This is a genomic window from Rhodanobacter geophilus (assembly GCF_040812275.1).
Taxonomy (GTDB): domain Bacteria; phylum Pseudomonadota; class Gammaproteobacteria; order Xanthomonadales; family Rhodanobacteraceae; genus Rhodanobacter_A; species Rhodanobacter_A geophilus.
In genome coordinates this window covers 240,436-258,023 of sequence record NZ_JBFOHL010000004.1, presented here as the reverse complement: position 1 = coordinate 258,023, position 17,588 = coordinate 240,436, and the positions used below count along the sequence as shown (strand labels likewise).

Genomic DNA, 17,588 nt, shown 5'->3' with positions numbered 1-17,588 from the left:
GAGGATCGACGGTTGGAGCAGTTGCAGCTATTGCGATGAAGCCCGCCACCGAACGGTGGCGCCAAAGACTGGGGTCGCGTTAGCGCCCCCGATTCAGCCGCTTTGAGCGGCTCACACAACTAAAGCCCCCGGCTTTGCCGGGGGATACTTACCCGAGTGCCGGTGGTGACAACCAGCACGGTGTCGACCGGGTCCAGCGGCCTGGCCGGCAACTGCACGTCGAGTCGCGTGCCGTGCTGGGTGAACTTGAGCGGCGCGTGCTTCGGATCGGCCAGCAGGTAGGCGCCGGTGGCATGGATGGTCGCGTCGGCGAGGTGGAACGAGGTTCCGGGCCATTCGAGCAGGTGGATGTAGACCTTGCCGGGGCGCTGGGTGGCGCGCCAGTCCCAGGTGGGCACCCAGACGGGTTTGCCGTTGGCGTCCTTCCGCGTGGCGGAGTAGCTGCCGTGCGGGTCGGCGAACGGCGTGGGGCGGGTGCCGTAGATCGATTCGCCGTTGACCGCGAGCCACTGGCCGATCACGCGCAGGCGCTGGGCCTCGGGGGCCGGGATCACGCCGTGCGAGTCGGGCCCCACGTTCAGCAGGTAGTTGCCGCCCTTGCTGGCGATGTCGACCAGGTTGCGCAGCAGCACGGTGGTGGACTTGAAGTTGGTGTCGCCCGACTTGTAGCCCCAGGTGTCGTTGATCGTCATGCAGGTTTCCCAGTCCTTGCCGGGAAAGCCCTGCGGCGGGATGTGCTGCTCGGGCGTCTCGGTGTCGCCCGGGTAGCCGCCGCCCAGCCGGTTGTTCCAGATCAGCTGCGGGTACCGGTCGAGCAGCTTCACGATTTCCGCGGCAAGCTGCGGCGTCATCTCGCGGGTGGGCGTGTCGAACCACAGCACCGCCGGGTGGTACTTCGCCAGCAGTTCCTTGATCTGCGGGATCGCCTTGGTGTGCAGGTAGGTGGCGAAGTCGCCGTCCTGCGCCTTGTCCCAGTGGCCGCCGATGGCGGCGCCGCCCGGCGCGGTCCAGTCCTGGTCCTGCGAGTAGTAGACGCCGAACTTGATGCCCTGCCGTTTCGCCTCGTCGGCCAGCGCGCGCAGCGGGTCGCGCTTGAACGGCGTGGCGTCGACGATGTTGAACGCGTTCGCCTTCGAGTCGAACATCGCGAAGCCGTCGTGGTGCTTGGCGGTGATCACGATGTACTTCATGCCCGCGGCCCTGGCCAGCGACACCCAGGTGCGCGCGTCGAACTGCGTGGGGTCGAACTGGGCGGGCAGCTGTTTGTACTCGGCCACCGGGATGCGCGCGTCGTGCATGATCCATTCGCCCGCTCCGTCCACCGGCTTGCCGTGCCATACGCCCGCCGGCACCGAATACACGCCCCAGTGGATGAACATGCCGTAGCGCGCCGCGCGCCACCAGGCCATGCGCGCGTCGCGCTGCGCCGGCGTTTCGGTGTCCTGGATCGCCGCGACCGGATGCATGCCGGTGTTCGCGGGCGTCGCGGCGTGCGCCATGGCGCAGGCGGATGCGAGTGCGCAGGCGAGGGCGGATTTCACGAGGCGGCAGGGCAGATTCATCACGCAGCTCCGGTGGGTCAGGATTGCCACACCACGCCATGCGGGAAGGCGTAGTCGCGCAGCGAGCTTGCCTTCATCTCCGCGGAAAAGCCCGGCGCCGTGGGGGCGATGTAACGGCCTTCGCGTATCGTCACCGGATCGACGAAGTGCTCGTGCAGGTGGTCGACGAACTCGATGGCGCGGTCTTCCTTCTGGCCGGTGATCGCCACGAAGTCCGCCATCGCCAGGTGCTGCACCAGTTCGCACAGGCCCACGCCGCCGGCGTGCGGGAACACGCGCACGCCGAACTTGGCCGCCAGCAGCAGGATCGCCAGGTTCTCGTTGACGCCGCCCACGCGGGCCGCGTCGATCTGCACCAGGTCCACCGCGCCGGCCTGGAACAGCTGCTTGAACATCACCCGGTTGTGGGTGTGCTCGCCGGTGGAGACCGGCATCGGCGCCACCGCGCGGCGGATCGCCGCATGGCCGAGGATGTCGTCGGGGCTGGTCGGCTCCTCGATCCACGCGATGTCGAAGACGATGAGCTGCTTGAGCCACGCGATGGCGTCGGGCACGTCCCAGCGCTGATTGGCGTCGATGGCGATGGCGATGGCGGGGCCGACGGTTTCGCGTGCGAGGCGGCAGCGCCGCACGTCGTCCGCCGCGTCCAGGCCCACCTTGAGCTTGATCGTGCGGAAGCCGTCGGCGACCGCCTCGCGGGCCAGCCGCTGCATCTTCTCGTCGCTGTAGCCCAGCCAGCCGGGGGAGGTGGTGTAGGCGGGGTAGCCTTCGGCCAGCAGCTGTTCGATGCGCTGCTGCCGGTGCGGCACGGCGGCGCGCAGGATGGCCAGCGCCTCGTCGGGCGTGAGCGCGTCGCTGAGGTAGCGGAAGTCGATGGCGGCGACGATCTGTTCCGGCGACAGCTCGGCGATGTAGCGCCACAGCGGCTTGCCGGCGAGGCGCGCGGCGAGATCCCAGGCGGCGTTGATCACCGCGCCGATCGCCATGTGCATCACGCCCTTCTCGGGACCGAGCCAGCGCAGTTGCGAATCGCCGACGAGGCGGCGGGCGAAACCGCCAAGGTCGTCGACGATGGCGCCGACGGAGAGGCCGGTGACGTGCTCGGCCAGCGCCGCCAGCGCGGCGGTCTGCACCTCGTTGCCGCGGCCGATGGTGAACACGAAGCCGTGGCCCACCACGCCGGGATGGTCGGTGCGCAGCGTGACGCAGGCGGCCGAGTAGTCCGGGTCGGGGTTCATCGCGTCCGAGCCGTCCAGCTCGCGCGAGGTGGGGAAGCGCACGTCCAGCGTGTCCAGCGCCACGATGCGCGCGGCGCCGACGTTGGCGGGCGCGGTGTCGGTGACGCTGCTCATGACTGCGCCGCGTCGCTGCAGGCCACCGTGCGCTGGCGCTGCGTGCCCAGGCCGGCGATGCCGAGCTCGATCACGTCGCCGGGACGCAGGTACACCGGGGGCTTCAGGCCCAGGCCCACGCCGGCGGGCGTGCCGGTGCTGATGACGTCGCCCGGCTGCAGGGTCATGTAGCGGCTGATGTAGCTCACCAGTTCGGCCACGCCGAAGATCATGTTGCGGGTGTTGCCGTCCTGGTAGCGGTGGCCGTTGACCTCCAGCCACATCGCCAGGTCCTGCGGGTCGGCCACCTCGTCGGCGGTGAGCAGCCACGGGCCGATCGGGCCGAAGGTGTCGCAGCTCTTGCCCTTTACCCACTGGCCACCGTGCTCGAGCTGGAACTCGCGCTCGGAAAGATCGTTCACCACCAGGTAGCCGGCAACGTGGTTCAGCGCATCGTCCACGCCCACGTGGCGCGCGGTGTCGCCGATCACCACGCCGAGCTCCACCTCCCAGTCGGTCTTCACCGAGCCCTTCGGGATGACGACGTCGTCGTTCGCGCCCATGATGGCGCTGGTGGCCTTCATGAACAGGATGGGCTGCTCGGGCGCCGTCGCGCCGGTCTCGGCGGCGTGGTCGGTGTAGTTGAGGCCTACGCAGATCATCTTGCCCACGTGCGCCACCGGTGCGCCGTGGCGCGGCGTGCCGGCGACTTCCGGCAGCGTGGCCGGATCGATCGCCGCCAGTCGCGCGCGGCCTGCACGCACCAGCGCAGCGGCGTCGATGTCGGCAAGGTGGGCGGAGAGGTCGCGCAGCTTGCCCTGTGCGTCGATCAGGCCGGGGCGCTCTTGCCCGGCGGCGCCGTAACGGACGAGTTTCATGATGCTGTTTCCGTGTTCAGTTGGACCAGCCGCCATCCACGACGTGGGTGGTGCCGGTGGTGAAGGAGGATTCGTCGGAGGCGAGATACAGCGCGAGCGCGGCGATCTCCTCCGGCGTGCCGAGGCGGCCCATCGGCTGGCGGTCGGTGAAGCTCTTCCACACCGCCTGTTCGTCGCCGCCCAGCGCGCGCACGCGATCGCCCAGCGAGGGCGTCTTCACCGTGCCGGGGCAGATCGCGTTGCAGCGCACGCCGCGCGCCACGTAGTCGGCGGCGATCGAGCGGGTGAGGCCGATCACCGCGGCCTTGGTGGTGCCGTAGGCGAAGCGGTTCGGCACGCCCTTGATGCTGGACGCCACCGAGGACATGTTGACGATGCTGCCGCGGCCGCGCTCCAGCATCGCCGGCAGCACCGCACGGCACAGCCAGTACATGCCGTCCACGTTGATGCGGAACGAGCGCTGCCAGGCATCGTCGTCGGTGTCGAGGATGGTGCCCGCGTGCACGTAGCCGGCGCAGTTGAACAGCACGTCGAACGGCGCGTTCGCGTCGACCAGGGCGCGGATGGCGGCGCTGCTGGTGACATCCAGCACCTGGGTGCGGATGGCCGGCTGTTCCTGCGCCAGGCTGGCCAGCGCGGCGGCGTCGATGTCGGTGGCCAGCACCTCGGCGCCTTCGCGCGCGAACTCGAGCGCGGTGGCGCGGCCGATGCCGGCGCCGGCGGCGGTGACCAGGGCGTGCTTGCCTTGCAGCCGGGTGCTCATGGGCGTGCTCCGTGGATGGTGGAGAGGTTCATGCGGGGGCTCCTGCGGAGGCGGGGAAGTCGGGTGCGCGTCGCGGCCGGTAGAACGCCAGCGCGTTGCGGCTGAAGATGCGCTCCAGCGCGTGGGGTGCGTGCCGTTGCGCGAGCGCGCGGGCGAGTTCCAGCCAGTGCGCATAGCTGTCGCGCAACGTGAGCACCGGCCAGTCGCTGCCCCAGAGCAGGCGCTCGGTGCCGAAGCAGGCGAACAGGTGTTCGACGTACGGATCGAGCGCGGCGGCCGGCATGCCGGGCGCGAGCTCGGTCAGCAGGCCGGAGAACTTGCAGCACAGCCCGGGCAACTCGGCCAGCTCGCGGATCGGCCGGGCCCAGTCGTCGAAGCGGCCGTGCGCGATGTCCGGCTTGCCGGCGTGGTCGAGCACGACGCGCAGCTCGCGTTCGCGCCGCAGCCGCCGTTGCAGCGCCGGCAGTTGCGGCGGGCGCACCAGGGCGTCGAAGGCGAGGTCCTGTTCTTCCAGGCAGTCGAATGCCGCGTCGAGCGCGGGGCGCGCCAGCCAGTCCGGATCGGGGTGGTCCTGCGCCATCGGCCGCAGGCCCAGCAGCAGGTCGCCGCCGTCGCGCGCCAGTGCACGGATGCGCGCAGCCACGTCGGGCGCCTCGAAATCCACCCAGCCCACCACGCCGAGGATGCTGCGGTCGGCACGGGCCAGTTCGAACAGGTAGCGCGTTTCCGCCTCGGTCGCCGCCGCCTGCACCAGCACGCTGCCGGCCACGCCGGCGGCGCTGCGCCGGGTCTCGAGGTCGGCGGGCAGGAAATCGCGCTGCAACGCGGCGGGCGCATCGCGCAGCCAGGCGTAATCGCCGCGATCCACACGCCAGTAGTGCTGGTGGGCGTCGATCAGCTGCATGGCGTACTCGCGCTGGCGTCGAGCAGGCCGGCCTCGCGCAGCTCGTCCCACAGCGCGGGCGGCAAGGGCGCGTGCATGCGCTGCACGGCGCTGTCGACTTCCGCCGGCGAACGCAGGCCGCACACCACGGTGGCGACGGCGGGATGCGCCAGCGGGAACTGCAGCGCGACGGCGCCGACCGGGACGCCGCGCCGGCCGCACAGGTCGTAGTAGCGCTGCGCCCGCGCGCGGGTCGCGGCATCGGCCGGGGCGTAGTTGTAGGTGGTGCCGGGTGCGTCGGCGGCGCCCAGCAGGCCGGAGTTGTAGGGGCCGGCCGCCATCACGGCGACGTTGCGCTGCACGGCCTGCGCCATCAATTCAGCGCTGTCGCGCTGCTCGAACAGGGTGTAGCGGCCGGCCAGCATGATCACGTCCAGCGCGAACGCCGGCATCACCTGCAGGCACACCTCCTGCTCGTTGACGCCGAGGCCGATCGCGCCGCAGACGCCCTGGCTGCGCAATTCGGCCATCGTGGGGAGGGCTTCGTCCAGGGCCTGGCGCAGGATGGCCGGATGGCGCGCGCCGTGGGTCAGCGCGCCGATGTCGTGCAGCAGCAGGATCTCGACGTGGTCGGTGGCCAGCCGGCGCAGGCTGGATTCCACCGAGCGCAGGATGCCGTCACGGCTGTAGTCGAACACGGCCTGCCGCCCGCTCACCGCGAAGCCGTCATCCGGCGCCGGCTGGCCGCCGCCGGTGTCCAGCAGCAGGCGGCCCACCTTGGTCGACAGGCTGTAGTCGGCGCGCGGGATGCCCGCCAGCGCCATGCCGAGCCGGGTCTCGCTGAGGCCGTAGCCGTAATAGGGCGCCGTGTCGAAGTGGCGGATGCCCGATCGCCACGCGTGCCGCACGGTCTCGATGGCGTCGCCTTCCGCCACGCCGGCATACAGATTGCCGATCGGTGCGCCGCCGAAGGACAGCCGCGGCAGCCGGCGGCCCGCCGCGTACACCGATGTCCCCGCTGGACCGGGGGGAGTTGCGGCGTCTGCGCTGGCATGCGTCATGTCTTCACCCTGCGCTGTGTGTTGCCGTCGTCGTCTGCCTGGCGGGCGCCGAGATCGCGTTGCATGTTCGTGCACAGTGTCGCCAGCGAATCTTGCGTGCTAGTGTGCACGTATGAAACGATGATTTACAAGTGAGCAAAAGAGCCGACGCCATGGATGCCGGGCGCCGGCAAGTCACCGGGGTTGTCCCGATTCCCGATCGCCGCCATGCGCCGGATTGCGCTTTGGCTGCCGGTCCCGTCCGAACGACATGGGGAAGCACTGATGCCGAAGATCCTTGCACGATGCCTGCTGGGCCTGGCCACGCTGCTTCCGGCGCTGGTCATGGCGACCGGCGTCGCTGTCATTCCCGAGCCGCGGCACCTGCAACTGGAGCAGGGCAGCTACCGGCTGGATGCACGCACCCGCGTGGAGGCGCCGAAGGACGCCCGCGGCCGCGAGATCGCCGCCTTCCTGCGCGACGCGATCCGCGCGCAGACCGGGATCGCGGTGCATGAGGGGGCCGGCGCGCACGCCATCGTGCTGAAGCTCGATCCCGCCGTGCGGGGCGACGAGGCCTACCGGCTCGAGGTGACGTCGAAGCAGGTCACGGTCAGCGCGTCCACCGACAAGGGCCTGTTCTGGGGTGTGCAGACGCTGCGCCAGTTGCTGCCGCTGGAGAAGTCGCCGCAGGTGGAGGTTCCCGCCGTGCGCATCGAGGACGCGCCGGCCTATGCCTGGCGCGGCGTGATGCTGGATGTCAGCCGGCATTTCTTTCCGGTGAGCTTCGTCGAGAAGCAGCTCGACCTGCTCAGCTACTACAAGATCAACACCTTCCACTGGCACCTCACCGACGACCAGGGCTGGCGCATCCAGATCAAGCGCTATCCGAAACTCACCAGCGTGGGCGCATGGCGCACCGAGGCGGACGGCACCCGCTACGGTGGCTTCTACACGCAGGCGCAGATCCGCGAGGTGGTGGACTACGCGCGCCGGCGCAACATCACCGTGATCCCCGAGATCGAGATGCCGGGGCACAGCGTGGCGGCGATCGCGGCCTATCCCGGGTTGTCGTGCAGCAAGAAGCCGGTGGCCGTGACCACCGCCTGGGGCGTGCACAAGAACATCGACTGCGTGGGCGACGAGGGCACCTTCACTTTCCTGGAGAACGTGCTGGACGAGGTGCTGCCGCTGTTCCCGTCGCGGTACGTGCATATCGGCGGCGACGAGACGCCCAAGGTCGCCTGGCACGAGTGCGCCTCCTGCCAGGCACTGATGCACAAGCTGGGCCTGAAGGACGAGGACGGCCTGCAGAGCTACTTCATCAAGCGCATCCAGCGTTACCTGGAAGGCAAGGGCAAGACCCTGGTCGGCTGGGACGAGATCCTCGAAGGCGGTGCCGACACGCAGGCCGTCATCGAAGCCTGGCGCGGCGCGGACGAGCAGGCCAAGGCGTTGGCCAACGGCAACCACGTGGTGGTCGCCGGACCGTTCTACATCGACCGCGCGCTGGATTCGCTGACGGTGAAAGACGTGTTCGGCACCGACATCGCCAACGACAGCAGCCCGGACGACGCGAAGGCGGACGCCGCCGTGTTCGCGGCGCATCGCCCGCAACTGCTGGGTGCCGAGGCGCCGCTGTGGAGCGAGCGCGCGAACCCGTACAACGCCGAGTCCAAGCTGTATCCGCGCGTGCTGGCCTTCGCCGAGAACCTGTGGCGCGGCAACGCGCACGATGGCGCGGCATGGGCGGATTTCCACCAGCGCCTGCAGGCGCACTATCCGCGGCTGGATGCGTGGCACGTGGCCTACGGTCCGGAAGATCACGCCGTGGTGAAGTACGCGGTCACGGCGGATGCAAAGGGCGGCTGGCAACTGCATGCGCAGCGCGGCTTCGACGACCTGGCGAGCCATTACACCCTGGACGGCAGCACGCCCACCGTCGGCTCGCCATCGTTCACCGGCACGGTGACGCTGCGCCATGCAGGCGCGCTGAAGGTGGTGCCGTTCCGCAAGGGGCTGCGCTACGACGATCCGGTCAGCTTCACCCTGGTGGACAATCTTGCCACCGGCAAGCCGTTGAGCCTAGCCCAGCCGGTGTCGCCGAAGTACGCGCCTGCCACCGCGCTGACGGATGGGGTGCTGGGCGGCGGCGACTTCCACAACGGGCAATGGTCGGGCTGGAACGACGCCGATGTGGATGCCACCATCGACCTGCAAAAGTCCACGACGATCCATGCGATTGCGGCGGATTTCCTGCAGGACACCGGTTCGCGCATCCTGCCGCCGCACACGGTGAGCTTCGAGGTTTCCGATGACGGGAAGCACTGGACCACGGTCGATACCGAGCAGCCGCAGGCCGACCTGATGGACCCGAATCCGCACCAGTACCATGTGGTGTTCAGGGCGGCCAAGCGGGTGACTGCGCGCTACGTCCGCGTCGCTGCGAACCGCTACGCCACGGTGCCTGCAGCCTTCCCGAACGGTGCCTCGAACACCTGGCTGTTCGCGGACGAGATTCTGGTGAAGTAGCGACGGCGACGCGCGCGTGGCGACGAGGTCAGGATCATCCAAGCGCGCGATGATCGTCTCCGGCAGACTGGTGCGACAACCGGCTGGTGGAGGCGACCAGGCATGTCGACGGCATCGGGTATCAGCATTGCATCGGCCCGTTTCCCTGCGGACGGTGCGGTGGTGCGCGAGCTGTTCGCGGAATACGCGGACAGTCTCGGCATCGACCTTTCCTTCCAGGGCTTCGCGGCCGAGCTGGCGCAACTGCCCGGCAAGTACGCGCCGCCGCTGGGCGACATCCTGATCGCCCGCGATGCGGCGGGCGCGGTGCTGGGCTGCGTGGCGCTGCGACCGACGGCTATGCCGGCCACCGGCGAGATCAAGCGCCTGTACCTGCGCCCCGCCGCGCGCGGGCAGGCGCTGGGACGCCGGCTGGCGGAGGCGATCCTGCTGCGCGCCCGCGAGGCCGGCCATGCGCGCGTGGTGCTGGACACGCTGGCCAGCATGGATGCCGCGAGGCACCTGTATGCGGCGCTGGGATTCCGCGCGGTGCCTCCCTACTACGACAACCCGTTGCCGGGCACGTTGTACATGGCGCTGGAGCTGGGCTGAGGCGGCCGCTCATGCGGCGGCGGCCCAGCCGTCACGGAAGGTGGCCGGCGTCATGCCGTAGCTGCGGACGAATTCGCGATTGAGGTGCGCCTGGTCATAGAAGCCGGCGGCCAACGCGGCTTCCAGCACGGGAGCCTGCTGGCGCAACAGCGTCTTGGCCTGCTGCAGGGCGAGCAGTACGTGGTAGTTGTGCAGACTGCTGCCGGTCTCGCGCCGGAATGCGCGCGACAGGTGTCCTTCGGACACGGCGCAGTCCCGCGCGACGGCCGCGACATCGGTGTGCAGCGAAGGGCGCTGCACCAGCAGCGTGGTGGCGAGGGCCGCCAGGGTGGCGATTCCGCGCACGCCTGTTCGGGCCGCGGGCACGAAGCGCGAGACGAAGGCCCAGCCCTGCCCGTCCAGCGGCTCGAAGCGATGGATCACGCCGGCCGGCACCACCAGCATGTCGCCGGCGGCGACGTCGCGGCAGCCGTCGGGCAGGCGCAGGCGCGCGCGGCCGGCGAGCACGCGCACGATCTCGTCGCCGGCGTGGAAATGCGGACGGAACCGCCAGGCGTGTCGCCTGCCCGCGATGGTTTCGACCGGTGCGTCCGCGTCGCGGTGGACCGCGAATGTGGTGCGGACCAGGGCAGGCGGTCGCGCATGGAGAGCGGCGGCCTAGCCGATCGCGACGCGGATCGCCCCGGGCAGCGGCACCGGCTTGCCGCTGGCCGGATCCATCCACACCATCACCACGTGGCCGTCGCAGTAAAGGCGCGTGCCATCGTGCGCGTCCACGATGCGGTGGGCGATGGTCATCGAGCTGTTGCCGATGTGCTCGCAGTAGAGCTCCACGTGCAACCGCGCCGGCCATTCGATGGGGCGGCGGTAGTTGAGCTGCACGGCGGCCATCACCGGCATCGCGTGTTCGTCGAACCAGGGGCCGGGTACGTGGCTCAGCCACTGCAGCCGCGCTTCCTCCAGATAGGTGAGGTAGTTGGAATTGTTGACGTGGTTGAAGGCGTCGAGGTCGCGCCAGCGTGCGGCGATGTCTGCCGTGAACAGCGGTTGCGAAGCCTGCGTTGCCTCGGCGATTGCCGGTGTGGCGGCGGACCCGGTTTTCCTGCCGCGGCGCGCGGGTTTGGGCGATGCGTTGTCGGTCTTGCTCATGGAGTCTTCTTCTTTTTCCCGCGCATCGGCTTGTGCTTGTCCGCCGAGGCGATGTGCTTGAGTTCGCTCTTGGTCCGCTTCGCGGCGCTCGTCTTGACGGGTTTCAGGTGCGGTGCGAGGAAACGGCCGGTGTGTGATTCGGGCGTGGCAGCCACGGTTTCCGGCGTGCCGCTGACCAGGATGCGGCCGCCGCCCGCGCCACCCTCGGGGCCGAGGTCGACCACCCAGTCGGCGGTCTTGATGACGTCGAGGTTGTGCTCGATCACCACCACGGTGTTGCCCTGGTCCACCAGCTGGTGCAGCACGTCGAGCAGTTGCTCGATATCGTGGAAGTGCAGGCCGGTGGTGGGTTCGTCGAGGATGTACAGGGTGTTGCCGGTGTCGCGCTTGCTGAGCTCCTTGGAGAGCTTCACGCGCTGCGCCTCGCCGCCGGACAGCGTGGTCGCGCTCTGGCCGAGCTTGATGTAGTCCAGGCCCACCGCGCGCAGCGTGTCGAGCTTGCGCGCGATCACCGGCACGTTCTCGAACAGCTTCAGCGCGTCCTCCACCGTCATGTCCAGCACGTCGGCGATGGTGTGGCCCTTGTAGTGGATCTCCAGCGTCTCGCGGTTGTAGCGCTTGCCGTGGCAGACGTCGCAGGGCACGTAGACGTCGGGCAGGAAGTGCATTTCCACCTTCAGCATGCCGTCGCCTTCGCAGGCCTCGCAGCGGCCGCCGCGCACGTTGAAGCTGAAGCGGCCCGGCTCGTAGCCGCGTGCGCGCGCCTCGGGCACCTGGGCGAACAGTTCGCGCAGCGGGGTGAACAGGCCGGTGTAGGTGGCGGGGTTGGAGCGCGGCGTGCGGCCGATCGGCGACTGGTCGATGTCCACCACCTTGTCGAACAGCTGCAGGCCTTGCACCGATTTGTACGGCGCGGGCTGCGCACTGGCGCCATTGAGTTCGCTGGCGGCGAGGCGGAACAGGGTGTCGTTGACCAGGGTGGACTTGCCCGAGCCGGACACGCCGGTGACGCAGGTGAACAGTCCGGCCGGGACGTCCAGGTCCACGTTCCTCAGGTTGTTGCCGCTGGCGCCGCGCAGGCGTAGCCAGTACGCGTCGTCGTTGGGCTGGCGGCGCTGCTTCGGCACTTCGATGGCGCGTTCGCCGGAGAGGAACTGGCCGGTGATCGAGCGCTTCGAGGCGAGGATGTCCTTCACTGTGCCCTGCGCCACCACGTCGCCGCCGTGCACGCCGGCGCCGGGGCCGATGTCGAGCACGTGGTCGGCCATGCGGATCGCGTCCTCGTCGTGCTCGACCACGATCACCGTGTTGCCAAGGTCGCGCAGGCGGGTGAGCGTGCCGAGCAGGCGTTCGTTGTCGCGCTGGTGCAGGCCGATCGAGGGCTCGTCCAGCACGTACATCACGCCGACCAGGCCGGCGCCGATCTGCGAGGCGAGGCGGATGCGCTGCGCCTCGCCGCCGGACAGCGTGTCGGCCTGGCGGTCCAGCGTGAGGTAGTTGAGGCCCACGTCGTTGAGGAAGGTGAGGCGCTCGCGGATCTCCTTGATGATCTTCGCCGCGATCTCGCCGCGCCAGCCGCTGAGCGTCAGCTCCGCGAAGAACGCCAGCGCGTCGTCGATGGAGCGATGGGTGAGCGCTGGCAGCGCGTGGTCGGCCACGAACACGTTGCGCGCCGAGCGGTTCAGGCGCTGGCCCTCGCACTCGGGGCAGGGATGGTCGCTGATGTACTTCGCCAGCTCCTCGCGCACCGCGGCGGATTCGGTTTCCTTGTAGCGCCGCTCCAGGTTCGGCAGGATGCCCTCGAACGCATGCTCGCGGGTGACGCGGCCACCGCGTTCGGTGAGGTAGCGGAACGCGATCTTCTCCTTGCCGCTGCCGTGCAGGATCGCCTGCTGCGTGGCCTTGGGCAGATCCTGCCAGCGGGTGTCCACGTCGAAGCCGTAATGCGCGGCCAGCGACTGCAGCATCTGGAAGTAGTGCGGGTTGCGCCGGTCCCAGCCGCGGATCGCGCCGCCGGACAGCGGCAGTTCCGGATGGCCCACCACGCGCGCGGGGTCGAACACCTGGGTCACGCCGAGTCCGTCGCAGGACGGGCAGGCGCCGACCGGCGAGTTGAACGAGAACAGCCGCGGCTCCAGCTCCGGCAGCGAGTAGTCGCAGACCGGGCAGGAATAGCGCGAGGAGAACAGTTGCTCCTTCGCGGACGGATCGTCCATGTCTGCCAGGATCACCAGTCCGTCGCCCAGGCGCAGCGCGGTCTCGAACGACTCGGCCAGGCGCTGCTTGATGTCGTCGCGCGGGCGGAAGCGGTCGATCACCGCCTCGATGGTGTGCTTGATGCGCAGGCCCAGCGGCGGCACCGCGTCGAGGTCGTACACCGCGCCATCCACGCGGGCGCGCACGAAGCCCTGCGCGCGCAGCTGCTCGAACACCTGCACGTGCTCGCCCTTGCGCTCGCGCACCACCGGGGCGAGCAGCATCCAGCGCTTCTCCGGGTCCAGCGCCAGCGTGGCGTCCACCATCTGGCTCACCGTCTGCGCCTCCAGCGGGATGCCATGGTCGGGACAGCGCGGCGTGCCCACACGGGCGTAGAGCAGGCGCAGGTAGTCGTACACCTCGGTGATCGTGCCCACGGTGGAGCGCGGGTTGTGCGAGGTGGATTTCTGCTCGATCGAGATCGCCGGCGACAGGCCCTCGATGTGGTCGACGTCGGGCTTCTCCATCATGGAGAGGAACTGCCGGGCGTAGGCCGACAGGGATTCCACGTAGCGGCGCTGGCCCTCCGCGTAGATGGTGTCGAAGGCCAATGACGACTTGCCCGAGCCGGACAGGCCGGTGATCACGATCAACTTGTCGCGGGGCAGGTCGAGGTCGATGTTCTTGAGATTGTGCGTGCGCGCGCCGCGGATGCGGATGGTGTCCATGACGCCTTGGGATCGAGGGGGAGCCCTTTACTATACCAAACAGTTCAGTTCGGTTCACTTTGCGAGGTGCCCCGTCGGCGGAGTTCCCCGATATTCACTGGTATGGCTAAATGCTTGGCGGTCACGGTGGTGCGGTCTTCATCTTCAGGAGAGGGGCATGGCAAAGCACAGGTGGATGGGCGCCATCGCAGGCGCCGCAGTGATGCTTGGAGTGACGGCGCCGGCGCTGGCCGCGCAGCCGAGCGAACAACAGGTGCGCCAGCTGTTTCAGGTCATACATCTGGACCAGAGAATGATGCAGATGGGCAAGCAGCTGTCCGGCATGATGGGGCGCAGCCTGCCGTGCGTGCCAGCCAGCTACTGGGAGGGTTTCGTCGATGCAGCGAGCGTCAACGAGCTTATGGGACGCATGATTCCCATCTATCAGGCGCATTTTACAGCCGAGGACGTGGCTGGCCTCTTGAAGTTCTACCGGTCCCCGCTGGGCCAGAAGGTGATCACCGTAATGCCCAAGGCCATGGAAGAAGGGATGCAGGTCGGCAAGCTCTGGGGCAGCGAGCGTGCCATGGCGATGATCCATGCCCTGCAGCAGAAGGGGACGCTCAGCGCTGAGGGCAAATGTCCGGCCAGTCAGCCGGCTGACGGCACAGCGCTCGAGCCCGGCAAGTAAGGCTTTCGCCGATGTGACGGCTGGGCGCGGGGTGCTGGTCACGATTTGACCAGCGCGCTGGCGATTGGCTACAATCCCCGGTTCGTCCGGCCCGAAAGGCCGTGACGGAACCCAAGAGAATAACGACAGAAGGGCTATTCCCATGAGTTACGCAGTCATCAAGACTGGCGGCAAGCAGTACCGTGTGCAGCAGGGCGACGTCCTGCGCGTGGAGCTGCTGGACGCCGAAGAAGGCGCCGCCGTGAAGTTCGACCAGGTGCTGCTGGTTGGCGAAGGCGAGTCGATCACCGTTGGTGCGCCCACCGTGGCCGGCGCCACCGTGTCCGCCACCGTGCGCAAGCACGGCCGTGCCGACAAGATCCGCATCATCAAGTTCCGCCGCCGCAAGCACTACAAGCGGCAGCAGGGCCACCGCCAGCATTTCACCGAAGTCGAGATCACGGGCATCAACGCCTGATACAGCCGGAGTAAACAGTCATGGCACACAAAAAAGGCGTAGGTTCGTCCCGCAACGGTCGCGACTCCAACCCGAAGTACCTGGGCGTGAAGGTGTACGGCGGCCAGGCCATCGAGGCCGGCAACATCATCGTGCGTCAGCGCGGCACCCAGTTCCATCCCGGCACCGGCGTGGGCCTCGGCCGCGACCACACCCTGTTCGCCCTGGTGGACGGCACGGTGGAGTTCAAGGTCCGTGGCGAGAACAACCGCCGTTTCGTCAGCGTCGTCAAGGCGTAAGCCTCCGCGAAGCTGCAGCGAAGGCCCCGCTCCGGCGGGGCTTTTGTTTTTGGGCGGGGAGCGGGCCACAGGGAACGGGGAATGGATACTTCCCGCTACCCTGTAGCTGCCGTTCCCCGTTCCCCGTTCCCCGTTCCCCGTTCCCCGTTCCCCGTTCCCCGTTCCCCGTTCCCCGTTCCCAGGCCCCACCCCATGAAATTCGTCGACGAAGCAATCATCAAGGTCCAGGCCGGCGACGGCGGCAACGGCTGTGCAAGTTTCCGGCGCGAGAAGTTCATCCCGTTCGGCGGGCCGGACGGCGGCGACGGCGGCAGCGGCGGCTCGGTGTGGCTGGTGGCCGACGAGGGCCTGAACACCCTGGTCGACTTCCGCCACCAGCGCAGCTACAAGGCGCAGCGCGGCCAGAACGGCATGGGCAGCGACATGTACGGCAAGGGCGGCGAGGACACCACGATCCGCGTGCCGGTGGGCACCATGGTCACCAACGTCGACACCGACGAGATGATCGGCGACCTCACCGCGCACGGCCAGCGCCTGCTGGTGGCGCAGGGCGGCAAGGGCGGCCTCGGCAACATCCATTTCAAGACTTCGGTGAACCGTGCGCCGCGCCAGTTCACGCAGGGCACGCCGGGCGAGGCGCGCGAGCTGAAGCTGGAGCTGCGCCTGCTCGCCGACGTGGGCCTGCTCGGCTTCCCGAACGCGGGCAAGTCCACCTTCATCCGCGCGGTGTCGGCGGCCACGCCGCGCGTGGCGGATTACCCGTTCACCACCCTGCATCCCAACCTCGGCGTGGTGAGCCTGGGCACCGACCAGAGCTTCGTGATCGCGGACATCCCGGGCCTGATCGAGGGCGCGGCCGACGGCGCCGGGCTGGGCATCCAGTTCCTGCGCCACGTGTCGCGCACCAGCCTGCTGCTGCATCTGGTCGACATCGCGCCGATCGACGACACCGACCCGGTGGAGCAGGTGCGCGCCATCGAGCACGAGCTGGCGAAATTCAACCCCGAATTGCTGGAGCGCCCGCGCTGGCTGGTGCTGAACAAGTCCGACGCACTGCCCGGGGACGAGCGCCAGCAGGTGGCCGAGGACATCGTGCGTCGCCTGGAGTGGCAGGCGCCGTGGTTCCTCGTCTCCGCACTCGCGCGAGAGAACACCATGGCGGTGTGCCAGCAGGTGCAGCGTTTCTTCGAGGAACAGCGCGCGGCGCGTGCGGAAGAGCACGCCGGGATCGCGCCCGGCGACGTGCGTTTGCGCGGCGAGCCGTAGGAGCGGCTTCAGCCGCGACCCTAGCGAGCGAATCGCGGCTGAAGTTGCTCCTACACGCTGCGGTGCAGGATCAATTCCAGCACCGCCTTGCTGCCGAAGAAGGCCAGCAGCAGCACGGCCATGCCGGCCAGGCACAGGTTCACCGCGCTGCGCCCGCGCCAGCCGTGCTTCCAGCGGCCCCACAGCAGCACGCCGAAGATCAGCCACGCCAGCACGCTGAGTACCGTGGTGTGGATCAGGTGCTGGGCACGGATGTTCTGGATGAACAGCGCGCCGCTCAGCAGGGTGAGCGTGAGCAGGGCAAAGCCGGCGCCGATCAGGCGGAACAGCAGCGATTCGGTCTGGGTCAATGGCGGCAGCGCGCGTACCAGCCGGATCGGGCGGTGCGTGCGCAGCGCGCGTTCCTGCACCGCCAGCAGCACCGCCACCACGGCGGCGATCGACAGCAGGCTGTAGCCGAGCAGGGCGATCGCCACGTGCAGGCTGATCTGCCAGTCCAGCGGGTTCGGCGTGGTCGGCGGCGCGAGGAACACGTCCAGCCCCAGCAGCAGCGCCGCCAGCGGGAACACGATCACGCCCAGCCCGGCCACCGGCCGCGACAGGTTCACCAGCAGGGTCAGCGCCGCCACCACGCAGGCGACCAGCGACAGTGCGGCGAAGAAGTGCAGGTCCACCCGCCCGCCGTGCGCGCCCAGCAGCACCGCGATGTGCAGCAGCACGGCCAGCGTGGCGATGGACAGGCCCAGCCGTTGTGGCGTGCGCGGGCAGCCGGTGAGTGGTGCGGCCAGCAGGCTGGTACTGCCGAGGTAGCACACGATGGCGAGGATGGCGGGCAGGGCGAGTGACATGGCTGGGAAGTGTGGCACAGCCTTTCGCCAGACCGGAATGGTTCTCATCGACGCACGGTACTTGCAATACTTAGAAAAATATCTAAATATCTAGAAGTGTTCTGCGGATGATGTGCCACATGAAGCAGCAGGAAGTATTCAAGGCCATGGCCGATCCGACCCGCCGCGCGATCCTCAAGCGCCTGCAGGGCGGTTCGCTCACCGCCGGCGAAATCGGCGAGGCGTTCGACATCACGCCGGCTTCGTTGTCGCATCACTTCGCGGTACTCAAGCATGCCGACCTGGTGCGCACCGAGCGGCGCGGCCAGTACATCGTCTATTCGCTCAACAGCACCGTGTTCGAGGACCTCGCGCGGATGCTGATGGATCTGTTCCCTGCCAAGGGCAAGGCTGGAGGCAAGTGATGAAACCCGCAC

General features: G+C 68.8%; 17 protein-coding genes. 7 read left to right on the top strand and 10 right to left on the bottom strand.

What is annotated here, in order from left to right; genetic code table 11:
- Positions 1 to 119 precede the first annotated feature (119 nt).
- Genes ABQJ56_RS06700 through ABQJ56_RS06675 form a run of 6 tightly spaced genes read right to left on the bottom strand, consistent with a single transcriptional unit; the run spans position 120 to position 6,478 of the window.
- A complete protein-coding gene (locus tag ABQJ56_RS06700) occupies positions 120 to 1,562 on the bottom strand; it encodes an alpha-L-fucosidase (RefSeq protein ID WP_367844219.1) in 1,443 nt (480 codons plus the stop codon).
- 17 nt (positions 1,563 to 1,579) lie between these two features.
- On the bottom strand, positions 1,580 to 2,914 hold the full coding sequence (locus ABQJ56_RS06695; RefSeq protein ID WP_367844218.1) for an L-fuconate dehydratase: 1,335 nt from the start codon (positions 2,912 to 2,914) through the stop codon (positions 1,580 to 1,582).
- A complete protein-coding gene (locus tag ABQJ56_RS06690) occupies positions 2,911 to 3,771 on the bottom strand; it encodes a fumarylacetoacetate hydrolase family protein (protein ID WP_367844217.1) in 861 nt (286 codons plus the stop codon). Before ABQJ56_RS06690 ends, ABQJ56_RS06695 begins: the two co-directional genes overlap by 4 nt.
- A gap of 16 nt (positions 3,772 to 3,787) precedes the next feature.
- Complete coding sequence (locus ABQJ56_RS06685) at positions 3,788 to 4,534, bottom strand: SDR family oxidoreductase (protein ID WP_367844216.1); 747 nt, start codon at positions 4,532 to 4,534, stop codon at positions 3,788 to 3,790.
- 28 nt (positions 4,535 to 4,562) lie between these two features.
- Positions 4,563 to 5,438 (bottom strand): amidohydrolase family protein, encoded by an 876-nt coding sequence (locus tag ABQJ56_RS06680; RefSeq protein ID WP_367844215.1) that lies wholly within the window; start codon positions 5,436 to 5,438, stop codon positions 4,563 to 4,565.
- Entirely contained in the window at positions 5,429 to 6,478 is a 1,050-nt protein-coding gene (locus ABQJ56_RS06675) for an aldo/keto reductase (protein ID WP_367844214.1), read from the bottom strand. Before ABQJ56_RS06675 ends, ABQJ56_RS06680 begins: the two co-directional genes overlap by 10 nt.
- Before the next feature lie 264 nt (positions 6,479 to 6,742).
- Between ABQJ56_RS06675 and ABQJ56_RS06670 the strand changes: the two genes are divergently transcribed.
- Together ABQJ56_RS06670 and ABQJ56_RS06665 are read left to right on the top strand one after the other, a co-directional pair.
- On the top strand, positions 6,743 to 8,989 hold the full coding sequence (locus ABQJ56_RS06670; RefSeq protein WP_367844213.1) for a glycoside hydrolase family 20 protein: 2,247 nt from the start codon (positions 6,743 to 6,745) through the stop codon (positions 8,987 to 8,989).
- Between the two features lie 102 nt (positions 8,990 to 9,091).
- Positions 9,092 to 9,580: a GNAT family N-acetyltransferase gene (locus ABQJ56_RS06665; RefSeq protein ID WP_367844212.1), complete on the top strand. Its 489-nt coding sequence runs from the start codon at positions 9,092 to 9,094 to the stop codon at positions 9,578 to 9,580.
- Between the two features lie 9 nt (positions 9,581 to 9,589).
- On the opposite strand, the gene ABQJ56_RS06660 is transcribed toward ABQJ56_RS06665, so the two are convergent.
- From ABQJ56_RS06660 to uvrA, 3 genes are read right to left on the bottom strand one after another with little or no spacing between them, the layout of a single operon-like run.
- Positions 9,590 to 10,207 carry a helix-turn-helix domain-containing protein gene (locus ABQJ56_RS06660; protein ID WP_367844224.1) on the bottom strand — a complete coding sequence of 206 codons (618 nt, stop codon included), beginning with the start codon at positions 10,205 to 10,207 and terminating at the stop codon, positions 9,590 to 9,592.
- A 30-nt stretch (positions 10,208 to 10,237) separates the two neighbouring features.
- Positions 10,238 to 10,729, bottom strand: a complete 492-nt coding sequence (locus tag ABQJ56_RS06655) for an acyl-CoA thioesterase (RefSeq protein WP_367844211.1) — start codon at positions 10,727 to 10,729, stop codon at positions 10,238 to 10,240.
- Positions 10,726 to 13,653 carry an excinuclease ABC subunit UvrA gene (gene uvrA / locus ABQJ56_RS06650; protein ID WP_367844210.1) on the bottom strand — a complete coding sequence of 976 codons (2,928 nt, stop codon included), beginning with the start codon at positions 13,651 to 13,653 and terminating at the stop codon, positions 10,726 to 10,728. Before uvrA ends, ABQJ56_RS06655 begins: the two co-directional genes overlap by 4 nt.
- A gap of 157 nt (positions 13,654 to 13,810) precedes the next feature.
- Between uvrA and ABQJ56_RS06645 the strand changes: the two genes are divergently transcribed.
- From ABQJ56_RS06645 to cgtA, 4 genes are all read left to right on the top strand, one after another.
- Positions 13,811 to 14,323: a DUF2059 domain-containing protein gene (locus ABQJ56_RS06645; protein ID WP_367844209.1), complete on the top strand. Its 513-nt coding sequence runs from the start codon at positions 13,811 to 13,813 to the stop codon at positions 14,321 to 14,323.
- Between the two features lie 142 nt (positions 14,324 to 14,465).
- Positions 14,466 to 14,780 (top strand): 50S ribosomal protein L21, encoded by a 315-nt coding sequence (gene rplU, locus ABQJ56_RS06640; protein WP_367844208.1) that lies wholly within the window; start codon positions 14,466 to 14,468, stop codon positions 14,778 to 14,780.
- Positions 14,781 to 14,800: 20 nt separating this feature from the next.
- A complete protein-coding gene (rpmA, locus tag ABQJ56_RS06635; protein ID WP_367844207.1) occupies positions 14,801 to 15,058 on the top strand; it encodes a 50S ribosomal protein L27 in 258 nt (85 codons plus the stop codon).
- 192 nt (positions 15,059 to 15,250) lie between these two features.
- Positions 15,251 to 16,324 (top strand): Obg family GTPase CgtA, encoded by a 1,074-nt coding sequence (gene cgtA, locus ABQJ56_RS06630; protein ID WP_367844206.1) that lies wholly within the window; start codon positions 15,251 to 15,253, stop codon positions 16,322 to 16,324.
- A 50-nt stretch (positions 16,325 to 16,374) separates the two neighbouring features.
- Here the strand turns inward: cgtA and ABQJ56_RS06625 are convergent, their stop codons facing one another.
- The gene (locus tag ABQJ56_RS06625; protein WP_367844205.1) at positions 16,375 to 17,172 is read right to left on the bottom strand and encodes a cytochrome C assembly family protein; all 798 of its coding nucleotides are present in this window, start codon (positions 17,170 to 17,172) and stop codon (positions 16,375 to 16,377) included.
- A 119-nt stretch (positions 17,173 to 17,291) separates the two neighbouring features.
- Here ABQJ56_RS06625 and ABQJ56_RS06620 point away from each other — a divergent pair, with 119 nt between their 5' ends.
- On the top strand, positions 17,292 to 17,576 hold the full coding sequence (locus ABQJ56_RS06620) for an autorepressor SdpR family transcription factor (RefSeq protein WP_367844204.1): 285 nt from the start codon (positions 17,292 to 17,294) through the stop codon (positions 17,574 to 17,576).
- The last annotated feature ends 12 nt before the right edge of the window (positions 17,577 to 17,588 follow it).